13 protein-coding genes and 1 pseudogene are annotated in these 15,787 nt (G+C 63.3%); 4 read left to right on the forward strand and 10 right to left on the reverse strand.

All coding sequences use genetic code 11. The features are described 5' to 3' along the window. Window positions 1–33: 33 nt before the first annotated feature. The gene (locus AC0L2V_RS23685; RefSeq protein ID WP_473521353.1) at window positions 34–453 is read right to left on the reverse strand and encodes a DUF1284 domain-containing protein; all 420 of its coding nucleotides are present in this window, start codon (window positions 451–453) and stop codon (window positions 34–36) included. Beyond that, on the reverse strand, window positions 450–1,028 hold the full coding sequence (locus AC0L2V_RS23690; protein WP_287239064.1) for a biotin transporter BioY: 579 nt from the start codon (window positions 1,026–1,028) through the stop codon (window positions 450–452). Before AC0L2V_RS23690 ends, AC0L2V_RS23685 begins: the two co-directional genes overlap by 4 nt. A gap of 350 nt (window positions 1,029–1,378) precedes the next feature. On the opposite strand from AC0L2V_RS23690, the gene AC0L2V_RS23695 reads away from it, so the two are divergent. The 3 genes and pseudogenes from AC0L2V_RS23695 to AC0L2V_RS23705 form a co-directional block, all read left to right on the forward strand. Further along, window positions 1,379–2,938, forward strand: a complete 1,560-nt coding sequence (locus AC0L2V_RS23695) for a hypothetical protein (RefSeq protein ID WP_473521354.1) — start codon at window positions 1,379–1,381, stop codon at window positions 2,936–2,938. A gap of 20 nt (window positions 2,939–2,958) precedes the next feature. Beyond that, window positions 2,959–4,614 (forward strand): SDR family oxidoreductase, encoded by a 1,656-nt coding sequence (locus tag AC0L2V_RS23700; RefSeq protein ID WP_473521355.1) that lies wholly within the window; start codon window positions 2,959–2,961, stop codon window positions 4,612–4,614. Further along, window positions 4,615–4,769: pseudogene (locus AC0L2V_RS23705) on the forward strand (S9 family peptidase); the annotation flags it as partial. 317 nt (window positions 4,770–5,086) lie between these two features. Here AC0L2V_RS23705 and AC0L2V_RS23710 read toward each other — a convergent pair. Together AC0L2V_RS23710 and gyrB are read right to left on the reverse strand one after the other, a co-directional pair. Then, window positions 5,087–6,004 carry a hypothetical protein gene (locus tag AC0L2V_RS23710; protein WP_473521356.1) on the reverse strand — a complete coding sequence of 306 codons (918 nt, stop codon included), beginning with the start codon at window positions 6,002–6,004 and terminating at the stop codon, window positions 5,087–5,089. A gap of 245 nt (window positions 6,005–6,249) precedes the next feature. Then, complete coding sequence (gyrB, locus tag AC0L2V_RS23715; RefSeq protein ID WP_236377887.1) at window positions 6,250–8,721, reverse strand: DNA topoisomerase (ATP-hydrolyzing) subunit B; 2,472 nt, start codon at window positions 8,719–8,721, stop codon at window positions 6,250–6,252. Between the two features lie 311 nt (window positions 8,722–9,032). Here gyrB and AC0L2V_RS23720 point away from each other — a divergent pair, with 311 nt between their 5' ends. Continuing rightward, window positions 9,033–10,403, forward strand: a complete 1,371-nt coding sequence (locus AC0L2V_RS23720) for a cytochrome P450 (protein WP_473521357.1) — start codon at window positions 9,033–9,035, stop codon at window positions 10,401–10,403. A 13-nt stretch (window positions 10,404–10,416) separates the two neighbouring features. Here the strand turns inward: AC0L2V_RS23720 and AC0L2V_RS23725 are convergent, their stop codons facing one another. The 6 genes from AC0L2V_RS23725 to AC0L2V_RS23750 form a co-directional block, all read right to left on the reverse strand. Next, on the reverse strand, window positions 10,417–11,391 hold the full coding sequence (locus AC0L2V_RS23725) for a complex I NDUFA9 subunit family protein (protein WP_473521358.1): 975 nt from the start codon (window positions 11,389–11,391) through the stop codon (window positions 10,417–10,419). 117 nt (window positions 11,392–11,508) lie between these two features. Continuing rightward, window positions 11,509–11,961, reverse strand: coding sequence for a DoxX family protein (locus AC0L2V_RS23730; protein WP_473521359.1), 453 nt, complete (start codon window positions 11,959–11,961; stop codon window positions 11,509–11,511). A 230-nt stretch (window positions 11,962–12,191) separates the two neighbouring features. Next, window positions 12,192–13,193: an Ldh family oxidoreductase gene (locus AC0L2V_RS23735; protein ID WP_473495400.1), complete on the reverse strand. Its 1,002-nt coding sequence runs from the start codon at window positions 13,191–13,193 to the stop codon at window positions 12,192–12,194. Window positions 13,194–13,285: 92 nt separating this feature from the next. Further along, window positions 13,286–14,095, reverse strand: coding sequence for an ABC transporter permease (locus AC0L2V_RS23740; protein WP_473521360.1), 810 nt, complete (start codon window positions 14,093–14,095; stop codon window positions 13,286–13,288). After that, complete coding sequence (locus AC0L2V_RS23745) at window positions 14,095–14,817, reverse strand: ABC transporter permease (RefSeq protein WP_473521361.1); 723 nt, start codon at window positions 14,815–14,817, stop codon at window positions 14,095–14,097. The genes AC0L2V_RS23740 and AC0L2V_RS23745 overlap by 1 nt, the downstream gene beginning before the upstream one ends. Window positions 14,818–14,976: 159 nt before the next feature. Continuing rightward, a complete protein-coding gene (locus AC0L2V_RS23750) occupies window positions 14,977–15,771 on the reverse strand; it encodes a transporter substrate-binding domain-containing protein (RefSeq protein WP_473521362.1) in 795 nt (264 codons plus the stop codon). Between the last annotated feature and the right edge of the window lie 16 nt (window positions 15,772–15,787).

Here is a 15,787-nt window from a genome sequence, read left to right on the forward strand (position 1 = left end):
ACCCCGACAATCGTCCCACTGCGAGCGTTGCCTTCACCGGAGTGCCACCGTTCCATAGTCTGAAGCGGCGATTGAACTGCAAAGGTCAAACCACTCGCACCCGCCGCAAGCACCCCGGGTGCGGCCCGAAGAGAACGCATCGCGCATAGTTCGCAGAAGCGAGGGATGGAGCTGAAGTTCCATGTCCTCGGCAATCGAGTACCCCAGAAGCGTACCAACACTGGCCGCCGCCTGACGGTCGCGCTCCGTCACGCTGTCGCGAAGGCAGTGCGGCTCCGCCTCACCGAGCAGGGGCGCGCAAATATCGTCAGGCCCGAAGACGATCAGCATGTGTTCGCCTGCGGAGAGCCGAGCCGCGATCGCGTCGAAATTGGCGACGAACGCAGCGCTGTAACCCCTGCCTGCGTAAGTCAGCAGGCAAAGGAGATGGTGCGGCCGCAGCCGAACGGTCATTTTTGCGCGCGTGTCATGAGCTTGAGCGTCATCGCGGCCAATGCCGACTTGAGCGCCCCGCCGATCAGGAAAGGCGTGACGCCGTGGACAATTGCCTGTTCGATGCCAATGGCGATGGAAAGCCATGCTGCGCCCAGCACGAGGCAAAGCGCGTTTCCCAGGAGCATGGAGACGAACGCCAGCCAGGGGCGGTTGCCGTTCCAGCCGCGCTCCGCCAGCCATCCGGTGAGCGCGCCGACCACGGGGAAGGCAAAGAGGTATCCGGCGGTCGGGCCGACAAAGTGATGCGCACCGGCAGCGCCCCCAGATAAAACCGGCAACCCGATCGCGCCTTCGACCAACCATGCAACGATCGTGGCCGCGCCGAGTCTCCAGCCGTAGACCGCACCGATCAGGGTGACCGCAAAGGTCTGCATGGTCACGGGCACCGGAACCATAGGCACGTCGATGTAAGACGCCAGCGCCAGAAATACGGTTCCCAGGACAATCGCCCCGATCTGCCAGGACAGCGACCAGTCGCGGATGCGCGGCGCGCTTGAAGCCGCGTGGCTGGCGGAGGTGGGGTTATGAGGCATATGTGTTCTCTTTCGTACTGGCTGTGAAGCAGGCGCTATGCCTGACTTGCGGGACTGAACGACGTGCTGCCCGGGAGGACGCAGTAGCGGATCAGGCGGCTGTCGGCAACGTCGGCTTGCCGATGCTTCATGGCGGCGCGACAAACGGCGCCGGAAGTCACAGTCCTAAGTTTCGCGACAAAATCGCCAGCGTTGAACTCTTCAACAAATTCCTGTCGCAAAACCCACGCGCAAAAAGTCGGCGATTTGCGACAGATATTTGCGACGCTTTTTGCACTTGCTTTGGATTCGGCACTACGATGGGCAAGTTCTGTTCCGATGGACGGGATTTGTCACCAACGGAGGCACCGGTGTCTGGCCCCCAGCCTGTCGCTTCGCCGACCAAGACCGGCTCGCCCGCGAAGGCCAACCCGCCGGCTCCCGGAAAGGCGCCGCGCAAGCTCAGCCAGGCCGTGGTCATCGTGCATGGCATGGGCGAACAGCGACCGATGGGCACGCTGAGGGAATTTGTTCAGGCTGTTTGGAGCCATGATCCCGCCCGCGCGCCGTTTTATGCCCAAGTCGCGGATCCGGCCAACCCAGGCGGCGAGAAGATCAACCAGAGCTGGATCACGCCTGACAGCCGGACGAACTCGCACGAACTTCGCCGGATCACCACCCCTTATGATGTCGATGGCCGCCGCACTGATTTCTACGAGCTTTACTGGGCCGACATCACGCAAGGCACGACGCGGGGCCGGCTTGCCGCCTGGGTGACGAATTTGCTCTGGCGCAAGCCCGCCGACATTCCGCGCGACGCCCGCGGGCTCTATGTCGTCACCCTTCTGGCCGTCATAGCAGTCCTGGGCGCGGCGTTCGTGCTCGCGACCTCGACCTTGCGAGGGCATATTTACTGGACCACGGGCATGCTCGTCACGATCCTGGCCTCGTTCGTCGTCTGGTCGGTGGACCGGTTCGGTCTTCCCTATTTCGGTGATGTGGCCGCCTATGTGCGGGCTGAAGCGGCAACGGTCGAGAAGCGCGCGCTTGTCCGCGACCGTGGCCTGACACTGTTGAGGCGCCTCATGCTGGACGACGGCTACGACCGCATCGTGCTGGTCTCGCACAGCCTGGGGTCAATCATTGCCTATGATCTGCTGCAGATATTGTGGGCCGATTTCAGGCCACGAAAGCTGGAAGCCCTCCGCGACAAGGCGAGACTGAAAGCGATCCGCGCCGTCGACAAAGCTACGCTCAAGTCAGATGGTTCTGCGTGGCCAGACAAATTGGATGATTTTGCCGGATTCCGGCGCGCCCAATGGGAGCTCTACCGCCACCTCCGCGCCGGCGACGCCGATCATCCATTGCCTTGGAAGATCAGCGATTTCGTCACGCTCGGCAGTCCGCTGACCCACAGCGAATTTCTGGTGACCTACAATCTCGCCGAATTCAGGCGCGGCATCGCTGAGCGGCTGTTCTCGGCATGTCCGCCGATCGCCGAGACGGCGGCCGGTGGAACCGTCCTCTATCAGGAAGGGCGCAGCCGTTCGGGCAAGCCGCAGCGGGCGGTGCATCACGGTGCGGTGTTTGCCGCGACGCGCTGGACCAACATCTTCGACAGGGGCAATGGCTGGCTGACAGGGGACCCGATCTCCGGCCCGATGGCGGAGAATTTCGGCCCCGGCGTGGAGAACATTCAGATCGAGCTGCGCAGTTCGCTTGGCCGCATCTTCACGCACAGGCTCTACTGGTCGCTAAAGGCGACCGGCGTCGAGGTCGCGGCAGCCGCCGGCACCCCGCCGCGCTCGCATATCGGCGTGATGCGTGACGCCGTCGATCTCGGCCGCAAACTGGAGCGACCCGAAGCACAAAGCGGATTGGCGCGCCGGAGCATGCCAATACCGCCGGAACATGGAGACAGACTTCTGTGAGCCAAGAGAGCGCAGCACGCATGAGAATCCTGATCCTGGGCGGATACGGCGTTTTCGGCGGGCGCCTGGCGGAGCTTCTATCCGACATAGCGGAGATTGAACTCATCATCTGCGGCCGCGACTTCTCTCGCGCCGAGGCGTTCTGCGCGCGCTACAGAGGGCAGGCCCGGGTTCGGCCGCTTGCGCTTGATCGCGCAGAAATTGTGGCCGGCCTGCGCGCGCAACGGCCCAATCTCGTCGTCGACGCCTCCGGGCCGTTCCAAGATTATGGGACCAATCGCTATCGTGTGATTTCGGCCTGCATCGACGCTGGCAGCGACTATCTCGACTTTGCCGACGCCGCCGACTTTGTGTTCGGCGTGCCTCAGTTCGACGCGCAAGCAAAGGACGCAGCCATATTCATTCTATCGGGAATCAGCAGCTTTCCTGTACTGACCGCCGCCGTCCTGCGCGAGATGGCGAAGACGATGGACATCGTCTCTGTGAAAGGCGGCATCGCCCCGTCGCCCTATGCCGGAATCGGCCTCAACGTCATGCGTGCGGTGGTGGGCTATGCCGGCGCCCCGGTGAAGCTGCGACGACATGGGGTGCAATCGCATGGCGTCGGTCTGGCTGAAAGCATGCGCTTCACCATCGCGGTGCCGGGCCGGCTGCCGCTCCGGAACATCCGTTTCTCGCTGGTGGACGTGCCGGACTTGCAGGTCATCCCGCCCGAGCATCCCTCAATGACCGATATCTGGATGGGAGCCGGGCCAGTCCCGGAAATCTTGCACCGGACACTCAATCTCCTGGCGAAGGCGCGCGCGAGGCTCAGGTTCTCGTCGCTGGAACCTTTCTCGCATCTCTTCTACGCGGTGCTCAACCGAATGCGTTTTGGCGAGCATCGCGGCGGTATGTTCGTCAGCGCGTACGGCACCACGGATGGGCAGGACGCCGAACGGAGCTGGCATCTTTTGGCCGAAGGGGATGACGGGCCATACATCCCATCGATGGCCATCGAAGCGATCATCCGTAAATTGCTGACGGGCACTCGTCCGGAGGCCGGAGCACGGTCCGGGGTCCGCGCCCTTGAGCTTGCCGACTATGAGGCGCTGTTCCAAAGCCGGAAGATATTCACCGGGTTTCGGGGACACGAGATCGTTGCGCCCCTGTACTGCGGGATTCTCGGATCCGCCTTCTCCTCACTTGCTCCGCGCTTTCAGGATTTGCATGGCAGCACCGCCACCCGCCAATGGACGGGCTTCGCGGAGGTACGACGCGGTCGCGGCCCGGCGGCCGCGTTCGTGGCGGCGCTTGTCGGCTTCCCGAAAGCTGCGCCACGGGTGCCGGTCACGGTGACATTTTCGCCCGAGAACCGCTCTGAACACTGGATCCGTAGTTTCGACGGCAAGTGTTTTTCTTCGTTTCAGTCGGCCGGCACTGGGAGGGACCAGCATCTTCTGGTGGAACGGTTTGGGATCGCGTCCTTCGCGTTGGCTCTGGTGGTGGACGGCGATCGTCTGACCCTGGTTCCGAGACGATGGTCGCTGCTGGGTATTCCAATGCCCGGCTTCCTCCTTCCCAAAGGCTCGAGCTTCGAAACGGAACGGGACGGGCAATTCTGCTTCGATGTGGAAATTTCGATGCCGTTGATCGGCCTGATCGTGGCGTATCGGGGGACGCTCAGCCCAACCTGAACGGCGGCTGCAGTCTCGCAGCCTGGTTTCGTGCATCGCACGGTCCCGCCGATTTCAGCGGCCTGACTACTCAGCAAGCGATTGTAGCTGCTTTGGAGTTTCTGAAGCAGCAGCCATCAGTCGATCCCGCACGCATAGTTCTTTACGGAAACAGCGGCGTGGAGAACATTCCGCTGCGCAGTTCGTTTTGGCCGCATCTTCACGCACAGGCTCTACTGATCGCTGAAGGCGACCGGCGTCGAGGCAACAGCAGCCGCCGGCACGCCGCCGCTCGCATATCGGCGTGCTTTCGTGACGCCGTCGATCTCGGCCGCAAACTGGAGCCAAGCCAGCCGGCACCGACGACTTCTGCCGGAAGATAGGGCACGCTCGTTTGGGCGAATCAGCGCGCAGTTCATGGCCATGACGTCGTCAAAACAACCGGTCGATGCCGGGGAAAGTCTCGGCGTCGATAGAACCCCTCAAGCACCGATCAACGGTCGGTCAGGAAGACCGCCTCCTCGTCGTCGCGCTGCCTGCCCCCAAGTGCTGCCGCGGCGCTTGCGATGAAAGCGCCGACGACCAGGGACAGAGCGCCAAGCAGCGCGAAGGTGGCACCGGCTTTCCTGGCGGTATCGGCAGCCTGCTGGGCCTGGACCTTCGCCTCTTCGACCCTGGCAAGCACGGCATCGACACGGGCCCTGGCATCGGGTTCCGACAGCCCGGTGCGGGCGGCTACCAACTGCGACAGATAGGTCTTGTCGTCGGCTGACACTTCGCCTGCTGCTGCGCTCGCGATCAAAATGCGCGAGGCCTGCGCCGTCGCCGCCGCATCGCTCTCCGGGTTGGCGGCAGCAAGCCTGGCCGCATCGGCCGGGCGGAACAACGCATCGACGAAGTACGACGTTGCGTTGTCGGTCGCGGCGTCTCCGGCGTTTGCAGTAGCACCTGCCGAAGCGCCCATTGCCGCGCCCGACGCGACTGTCGAAGCGGCGTGGACGCCGGTTCCGACAGCTGCGGAGAGCGCCGAGCCGAGCACGCCGGCGACGAGCAACGTTGCAAGCGCCCAGGCGAGGAAGCCGTGTGCGGTATCGCGGAAAAAGACCTCATCGGTGTGGACGCCGACCCATTTGGTGCGTAGGCGCCCGGCAAGATAACCGCCTACGGCCGACGACAGCCACTGCACGATGATCAGCCACGCAGCCGTGGAGGCCGCGAAAGTTGTGACTGAGGTGCTCAAGCCGGACCACGGCGAAACCATCGTCAGCCCGAGCCCGGAGCCGAGCAGCATCAGGATCAATGTTAGCGTCGAGGCAGCAAAGGCGCCGGCCACGATTGGCCCCCAGCTGACAGCGCTAGAAGAGGATTCCGTCGGTGCGGAAACGTCGACAGCCGTTAGGGTTGACTGCATGTCAGCCCCCTAACGTGCGAAAAGCATGATGAGAATAATAATCGGAATCGGGACTCCGAGAAGCCAGAGCAAAATGCCACGTCCCATGAGTGCCTCCTGCGGCGATTGTGATCGATTACAATGCCTTGGATGCTCTTCCGTTCCGACCGGCCCTCATGATCCTTTGTTGCGACGCAGCAGGGATCGTTGGTGGGCCTGGGCCTACCAATACCTTAAGTGTCCGAAGCTGAGCAGCTGCTTGGGCTTTAAATATCCAGGTTGGCGACCGACAGCGCGTTTTCCTGGATGAACTCGCGCCTGGGCTCGACTTCGTCGCCCATCAGCCGCGAGAACAGACTGTCCGCATCGGTGGCGTCATTGACCTTGACTTGTAAAAGCGAGCGCACATTCGGGTCGAGCGTGGTCTCCCAGAGCTGCTCGGCGTTCATTTCGCCGAGGCCCTTGTACCGCTGCATGGTCAGGCCCTTGCGGCCGGTGGCAAACACGGCATTGAGCAGCGCCAGCGGTCCCGAGATGGTTTCGGATACATCCTTGCGGCGCAGCACCGGCGGCTCGCCATAGACTTCTGCGAGGCGCGGCGCATAGCGGTCGAGTTGGCGGGCGTCGGCCGAATTGATCAGCGCCAGATCGAGATGCGCGAACTCCTTGACGCTGCGCACCGTGCGTTCGAACACATAGCCGCCGACCCCTTCGTTTGAGGTCGACATGCGGCCGGTCCAGCCGCGTTCGGTGTCCTCGGCAATGATGTCGAGGCGCCGGGCGACACGCTCGGCCATAGCGTTGGCCCGGCCGAGATCGACGAAGACGTCCGGATTGAGCGCGCCGGCGATCGCCGCCTGCTCGACCACGCCCCTGTTATAGCGGGTGTGCAGTCCGTTGATGAGCTGACGCACCGCCAGCGCATCGTCGATGGCGCTGCGCAGGTCCTGCCCGGCCCGCACCTCGCCGGTGCTGAGCGCAAGCGACGCCTCTTCCAGCCCTGAGCCGATCAGGAATTCCTCGAAAGCGCTTTCGTCCTTGATGTATTGCGAGCTCTTGCCGCGGGTCACCTTGTAGAGCGGCGGCTGGGCGATGTAGAGATGCCCGCGCTCGATCAGCTCCGGCATCTGCCGGAAGAAGAAGGTCAGCAGCAAGGTGCGGATGTGGGCGCCGTCGACGTCGGCGTCGGTCATCAGGATGATCTTGTGGTAGCGCAATTTGTCTGCGTTGAACTCGTCCTTGCCGATCGAGGTGCCGAGCGCGGTGATCAGCGTGCCGATCATGTCGGAGCCGAGCATACGGTCGAACCGGGCCCGCTCGACGTTGAGGATCTTGCCGCGCAGCGGAAGAATGGCCTGGTTCTGGCGCGAACGGCCGCCCTTGGCCGAGCCGCCGGCGCTGTCGCCCTCGACGATGAAGATTTCGGACTTCGCCGGGTCGCGTTCCTGGCAGTCGGCCAGCTTGCCGGGCAGCGAAGTGACGCCGAGCGAGCTCTTGCGGGTGATGTCGCGCGCCTTGCGCGCGGCTTCGCGCGCCGCTGCCGCCTGGATGACCTTCTCGATGACCACCTTGCCCTCGGTCGGGTGCTCTTCGAGCCAGGTGCCGAGCGCCTCGTTGACGAGCCCTTCCACCACCGGACGGACTTCGGACGAGACCAGCTTGTCCTTGGTCTGCGAGGAGAATTTCGGGTCGGGAACCTTGACCGACAGCACGGCCGTCAGTCCTTCGCGGCAATCGTCGCCGATCAGCGCCACCTTCTCCTTTTTGGTGAGGCCCGTGGATTCGCCATAGCCGGTAATCTGGCGCGTCAGCGCGCCGCGGAAACCGGCAAGATGCGTTCCGCCGTCGCGCTGCGGAATGTTGTTGGTGAAGGCCAGCACGTTCTCGTGGTAGCTGTCGTTCCACCACATGGCGACTTCGACGGTGATACCGTCGCGCTCGGCCTTGATAGCAATCGGCTTGTCGATCAGCGGCTTCTTGACGCGGTCGAGATATCTGACGAACTCCTCGAGCCCGCCATCATAGTGCAGCTCATGGCGCACGACGTCGGCATGGCGGGCATCGGTCAAAATGATGCGCACGCCGGAATTCAGGAAGGCGAGTTCGCGCAGCCGGTGCTCCAGCGTGCCGAAGTCGAACTCGACCATGGTGAAGGTCTCGGTCGACGGAAAGAAGGTGATCTCGCTGCCGCTGCGCCCCTCATAGGTGCCGGCAACCTTGCGCTGCTCATAGCTGCCGGTGATCCTCAGCGGTCCGTCGGCATTGCCATGCGAGAAGCTCATCTCGTAGATTTGGCCGTTGCGGCGGATTTTCAGCTTCAGCCAGGCCGACAGTGCGTTGACAACCGAGACGCCGACGCCGTGGAGGCCACCGGACACCTTGTAGGAGTTCTGGTCGAACTTGCCGCCGGCATGCAGCTGCGTCATGATCACTTCGGCCGCCGAAATGCCTTCGCCGGTGTGGATATCGGTCGGAATGCCGCGGCCATTGTCGATGACCGTCACCGAACCGTCGGGATTGAGCGTCACCGTGACGAGGTCGGCATGGCCGGCCAGCGCCTCGTCGATGGCGTTGTCGACGACCTCATAGACCATGTGGTGCAGGCCCGAGCCGTCGTCGGTATCGCCGATATACATGCCGGGCCGCTTGCGGACGGCATCCAAGCCCTTCAAAACCTTGATGGAATCGGCGCCGTACTCGGCCTCAGCGCCGTTGGCGTTGTCGATCTGATCGCTCATGAAAACCTGTCTGATTGATGCCGCACATCCAGCGCAAAAAATCGGCTCCGAATCGCGCGTCCTTGATGTTCAAGATATAGGTGCAAAAGGCGGTTTTTCCAAGGTTTGCAAGCATTTCCGAATGGAAGAAGAGCACGCCTGGCCGGCACGGCATCGGACCCAAAAGTCGAACCGGTTTTGGAACAGAGCGGCCGCACAAATGCGGGCCGACCTGTTCCGACGCTCAGGCACTTTCTAATGCCCCGTTACAGCCGGCGACATGGACGCTTGCCCTGCCAGCCACTACATTGAGGTCACCAGCGGAGCACGCCATGGACAGTCAGCCCGCCCCCTTTGTCCCGCCGGCGCCGAAGCCGCGCACGTCGCCCCCTTCGACGCTGGAGATGATCCGCATCGTCTATCGCAATCCGCTCGAACTGTGGGGCGAGCCGACCTACAACCAGCCTTGGATTTCGGTGACCGGCATCGGCGGGCCGCTGGTCATCGCCAACGATCCCGGCCTCATTCGCCACGTGCTGGTCGACAATGCCAAAAACTACAAGATGGCGACGGTTCGCCAGATGATCCTGCGGCCGATCCTGCGCGACGGCCTGCTGACCGCCGAGGGTGAGGTCTGGCGGCGTTCACGCAAGGCGATGGCGCCGGTGTTCACGCCGCGCCACATCTTCGGTTTTGCCGAGCCGATGCTGAGGCGTACGCGGGAGTTCGTCACCCGCTACGAGGGCGGCGGCACGTCGGACATCGCCCACGACATGACGCTGCTTACCTTTGACATCCTGGCCGAGACGCTGTTTTCCGGTGAGATATCGGGTGAGCCGGGCAGCTTCGCCAAGGAGATCGACCGGCTGTTCGAAACCATGGGCCGCGTCGATCCGCTCGACCTGTTGCGGGCGCCAGACTGGCTGCCGCGCCTGACCCGCATCCGCGGCCGCAAAACCATGGCCTACTTCCGCAAGATCGTCACCGACACCGTCAAGATGCGCGAAGAGCGGGTCAAGCACGATCCGGACAAGGTGCCGCAGGATTTCCTCACGCTTTTGCTCAAGGCGGAGGGACCGGACGGGCTGACGCGCGCCGAGGTCGAGGACAACATCATCACCTTCATCGGCGCCGGTCACGAGACCACGGCGCGTGCGCTCGGCTGGACGCTCTATTGCCTGGCCGAAGCGCCTTGGGAGCGCGAAAAGGTCGAGCGCGAGATCGACGCCGTGCTGGCGCGCGAGCCCGACCCGACAAAGTGGCTCGACGCCATGCCGTTCACCCGCGCCGCCTTCGACGAGGCGCTCAGGCTCTATCCGCCGGCGCCGTCGATCAACCGCGAGCCGATCGAGCCCGAAACCTGGAACGGCCTCTACATACCGAGGCGTGCCGCGGTGCTGGTCATGCCCTGGGTCGTCCACCGCCATCGCAAGTTGTGGGACAGGCCCGAAGCCTTCATGCCCGAACGTTTCCATCCGGGAAATCGCGAGAAGATCGACCGTTTTCAGTATTTGCCGTTCGGCGCCGGTCCTCGCGTCTGCATCGGCGCCAGCTTTGCCATGCAGGAGGCGATCATCGCTCTGGCGATCATGCTGTCGCGCTTCCGCTTCGATACCACTGCCGAAACCAAACCGTGGCCGGTGCAGAAACTGACGACGCAACCGCAGGGCGGCCTGCCGATGCAGGTCACGCGCCGCCTTTGAGCGGCCTGATCGGCTATTCCGCCGTCTTGCGTTGGAACTGGCCGGCGGGCCGGTAGCGCCAGAGATAGCTCGGCAGGATGCTGCCGATCGACTGTGGCTGGATATCGAGACCGGCGAGCGTCCGGTTTTCCCTGATGGCCGCTTCCGAGACGATGTTGTCCCCGCGCAACTGCAGGACCTGATCCTTGGTCAGCAGCGGATTGGGCAAAAGCCCGAGGAGCGATGCCTGCATGTTCGCCACCCACCACGGCACCGACACCAGCAACCGCTTGCGGTCGATCATGGCAAGCATTTCCTGCATGCATTGCTTGAAGGTGAGCACCTGAGGTCCGCCTAGCTCGAAGATCCGGCCACCCTGGACTTTGCCGTCGACCGAGCGCGCCACCGCTTCGGCGACATCGCCGACATAGACCGGCTGGAATTTGGTCCGCCCGCCGCCGATCAGAGGCAGGACCGGCGAATAGCGCGCCATGCTGGCGAAGCGGTTGAAGAAGCTGTCCTCGGGGCCGAAATTGATCGAGGGCCGCAAGATGACCGCATCCTCGATCGTCTCCAGGACCGCTTTTTCACCGAGCGCCTTGGTGCGCGCATACTCGGATCGCGCGTTCAGATCGGCGCCCAGCGCCGAGATATGGGTGAGCCCGGCGCCGACGGCGCGCGCCGCTTCGGCGATCGCGCGTGCGCCGAACTCGTGGACGGGCGTGAACTTCTGCCGGCCGCTCTCATGCAGGATGGCTACCAAATTGACGACATGGTCGGCGCCCTGCACGGCGCGGTCGACCGACCAGCGCACGCGAATATTGGCCTGCACCGGCTGGATCTGGCCGACATTGCCGAGCGGTTGCAGATGGCCGGCGAGATCGGGCCGGCGGCAGGCGACCCTGATGCGATAGCCACGCCGGGCCAGCGCCCGCACCACATGGCGGCCGACAAAGCCGGAGCCGCCGAACACGACGACGAGCTTTGGGGTCTGCAGGATTTCGGTCATGGCTGGCTCCGGCGCGCTTTCCAGATCTGCTGGGCTTGGCTGAAGCCGTTCATAATCCGTTTCGCGCCGAAGGCAAAGGGCGATCCTTTGTCGCCGTTTGCCGCGGTGTCGGCTGGTTCAGAACGCCCTGCCGATGCGCGCGTCGACCGATTGGCGGTTGCCGCCGCGGATGACGAAGAAGAACAGTATCGCCGCCCACAGCAGCGATTTTTCGGCACCCGAAAAGCCCTCGCCCAAGGTGACCCAGTGGAACCAGACGGTGACCAGGAGCACGAACATTCCGGCGAAGGCGGCCGGGCGGGTCAAGAGACCGATGGCGATGAAAATGCCGCCGAAGAACTCGGTGCAGGCCAGCAGCACCGACCAGAACGCGCCAGGATAGAAGCCGAGGCCTTCGACCATCTCGGCGGCGCCGAGCGGGTCGATGATCTTGCTAGAGCCATGGATGGTGAGGAAGATGCCGGCCACGGCGCGCAGGATGGTTTCAGAGGTGGTGTTCAGCGCCGCATAGAGGCTGCCAAGGGCCGGAACGACAAGATTGGTGCTGGGATTGTGGGTGCTTGCGGCCATTAGGGTTCCTCTTTTGCTGCTCCGCGCAAACAGCCGCCACCCCAGTCAAAGTCAAATGAACAAAAGTTGACCGGGAATGCATGTTACGAGTCAGTTGCGGAGAGCCCGGAAAACCCAGCCGACGCGAGGGTTTCCGGCTGTTTCCGAAACGTGGTTCGACGAGGCAGCCCGGGCGTAACGGCAAGTACGCCCGCTGTCGCGCGATCAACTATCCGAAGGAGGGGACGTCTTCAGGAAGAATACCGGGCGGCGAATTCGGAGATGCGCTGCACCACGGCTTTCGGAGCCGTTATGCCCCGTGCCGCTGCCTTCTCCGCCGCTTCGGCCCGGGCACGGCCGGGGACATGCACGCCGTAGCGGCGGCGCAACCGGTCGAGTTGATCTTTCATGCGCTTCTCGAAATTTGGATCGAGCAGCTTGGGCTCGACGGCCAGCACGAAGAGGCCGGTTCCGGGACTGTCCGGTCCGTCGGTGAACCACGGCGCATCGAGCGACCAATTGGCGCCCGACAGGCCCGCCGCCAGCACTTCGACCATCAGCGCGATGTTGGCGCCACGCTGGCCGCCGAATGCAAGCATCGCGCCTTTCATGGCGGCGGCCGGATCGGTGGTCGGGTTGCCGCTCGCGTCCAGTGCCCAGCCTTCTGGAATTCTCTTGCCGTCGTCAGCCGCCTTGCGGATGTTGACAAAGGCGGTGGCGCTCGACGACTGGTCGATCACCAGCGGCGCACCGTCGGCGGCGGGCGCAGCGAAGGACATCGGGTTGGTGCAATAGACCGGCTTGACCGAGCCGGAGCCGGCAAGCACGGCCGGTCCATTGGTCGCGGCGAAGGACACCAGCCCCTGCGCGGCCAGCCGTCCTGTGAAATAGCCGAGCGCGCCGCATGTATAGGCGTTCTTCTGCGAAAAGATGGCAACGCCGAACAGGCGCGCCGCCTTGGCGAGATCGTCGATGGTGCGGTCGAAGCCGGTATGCGCCAGACCGCCGCGCGCGTCGGAGAGATAGATCGCCAAAGCCGGCCTGGTGATGACCGGCTCGGCCTTGCCATCGATGCGGCCGGCCTCCAGCGCCTCGAGATAGTCGATGAAATGCGACAGTCCGACCGTCGACAGACCTTCTGCCTCGGCCGCCACCACGGAGGCTGCAAGCGACTGCGCCGCTTCCTCATTGGCGCCGGCGCCGAGCGCCGCCATCCGGCACAGCCCTGTCGCCTGGTCGAGACTGAGTTGCATCTTTAGCTGCCCTGAAGCTCTAGCGAGTAGCGAATAGGGAGTAGAGGAAATCAGCGAACTATTCGCCATTCGCTACTCCTATTCGCTTCTCACTAACCAATTTTGTTCGGGATCCGCGCCTCGATCTTGCCGAGGGCGAAGACCAGGATGCCGGTGATCGCCATATAGATCAACGCCAGGAGCAACAAGGGTTCATAGGTGAGGAAAGTGCTCTGCCGAACCTTTGACGAGACGGCGAATATGTCGATCACGCTGATGGTCGCCACCAGCGGCGTCGATTTCAGTTGCAGCACGGTTTCGCCGGTCAGCGTCGGCAGCGCCCGGTAGAAGGCTTGTGGCAGCCAGATCCGCCGCAGGATCTTCCAGCGGCTCATGCCGAAGGCGCGCGCCGCTTCCAACTGTCCTTTCGGCACGCCGGCGAAGGCACCCCGCATGACTTCCCCCTCGTAACCGGCGAAGGAGAAGGTCAGCGCCAGGACGCCGTAGGGCCATGCTTGCCTGAGATACGGCCACATCCAGGACTCGCGTACCCATGGGTACTGTGGAAACAGCGAGCCGAGCCCATAGTAGAGCAGCCAGAGCTGCAGTAGCAGTGGCGTTCCCCTGATGACGGTGCAGAAGGCCTTTGCAGGCGCCGCGAGCCAGAACGGGCCGGCAGCCTGCGCCAATCCGAGCGGCACGGCGAGCAGGAAGCCCAGTGTGCAGGTGACGGCGAGAATCCAGAGCGTGCGCCAGAGGCCGACAAGCGCCATTTCGTAATATTGCGGCAGCCAGTCCCAGCGCATGAAAAAAGCGGCCGCGAAGACCAGCGCCAGTCCAGTCACAATCAGCACGATGCGGTGCGGCTGCAACCACAGCGACGCGCGGGCGGCTACGTTGACGATGGTCGTTTCGACAGCCATCAACGCGCCTCCTTGAGCGAGGGCATGCCGCGCCGAGCCCAGACCTCGATGCGGCCGATGATCAGATTGGAGACCAGCGTCAACAGAAGATAGATCACGCCCGCGGCGAGGAAGAAGGTAAGATAGGCTTTGGTTACGCCCGCCGCTTGCCGCGTCGCCAATGTCAGTTCGAAGAAGCCGACGACCGCCAGCAGGGCGGTGTCCTTGGTGGCGATCAGCCAGAGATTGGCAAGGCCCGGTATGGCGAAAGGCAGCATCGCCGGCAGCGTGATGCGTCGCAGCAGCAGGCCGGGAGACATGCCATAGGCGCGCGCGGCTTCGATCTGTCCCTGCGGGATGGCAAGGATCGCGCCGCGCATCACCTCTGTCGAATAAGCGCCCTGGACGAAGCCGAGCACGGCAATGCCGGCCACCAGCCCGCTGATATCGATGCGCTGATATCCCATTGCCGTCAGCAACTGGTTGATCAAATCGGTGCCGGCATAATAGAGCAGCAGGATCAGCACTAGCTCCGGCACGGCGCGGACGATCGTCGTATAGACTGCCAGCAGATCGCGCACCACAGGCCCGCCATAGAGCTTGCCATACGCACCGCAAATGCCGATGACGAGGCCGAGACCGAACGCACCGGCAGCGATCTCGACCGAGTGGAGCAGTCCGACCAGAAGCGTTGCGCCCCAACCGGGTGGCGTCGGCGAAAGCAGTTCGATGATGCGGGCCACAGAGGCCGGAAGAAATGCGTCGATCAGCGTCGCCCCCGAATTGCTGGCGCCAAAACCACCGGCGATGCCGTCAGCGGAAAGCTTGCGTAGGTAGAGTTCGACGAAGCCACACGGCGCGCTGTCTGCGCCGCGTGGTTGTTCGCTCGGGGATGCACGCCGTCAATTCGACTGTGGGTCGGCGCCATAGATGTCGAAATCGAAGTATTTCTTCGAAATCTCGTCATATTTGCCGTTGGCGCGGATCGCCTTGATGCCGGCGTTGATCTTCTCCTTCAACTCCGTGTCCTCCTTGCGGACACCGGCGCCGACGCCGGGCCCGAGGATCGCCAGATCCGGCGCGACCGTGCCCTTCAGATCGCAGCATTGCTTGCCCTGATCCGATTTCAGGAAGGCATCGAGCGCGATGGAATCGGCCTGCACGGCATCGACACGGCCGGCGGCAAGATCCTGATTGGCTTCGTCCTGGGTCTGATATTCCTTGATTTCCGCGGCTTCGGTGAAGTGCTTCTTGACGTAGTCGGCATGCACGGTCGAAACTTGCACGCCGATGATCTTGCCCTTGAGATCTTCCGGGGTAGCGCCGAACTTCTGGTCCTTCGGTCCGATGATAGCTGTCGGGGTGTTGTAATATTTGTCGGAGAAGTCGATCGTCTTCTTGCGCTCGTCGGTGATCGACATGGAACTGGCGATGACGTCGATCTTGTTGGTCGTCAGCGCCGGGATGATTCCGTCCCAGGCGACGGGGGTGATGACGCAATCGAGTTTCTGCTCGGCGCAGACCGCGTCGATGAATTCGATCTCCCAGCCAACCCATTTGCCGGAAGCATCCGGCGAGGTGAACGGCGGATAGGGTTCGGCAGCGACGCCGATCTTGACCGGCTCGGCCTTTGCCATGCTCATCGCGGCGACACCGAGCAGAAGTGCTGCGGCAAATGTTTTCAGAACGGTCTTCATGCCAAAAACTCCCAGT

This window comes from Mesorhizobium sp. WSM4814 (assembly GCF_055811595.1).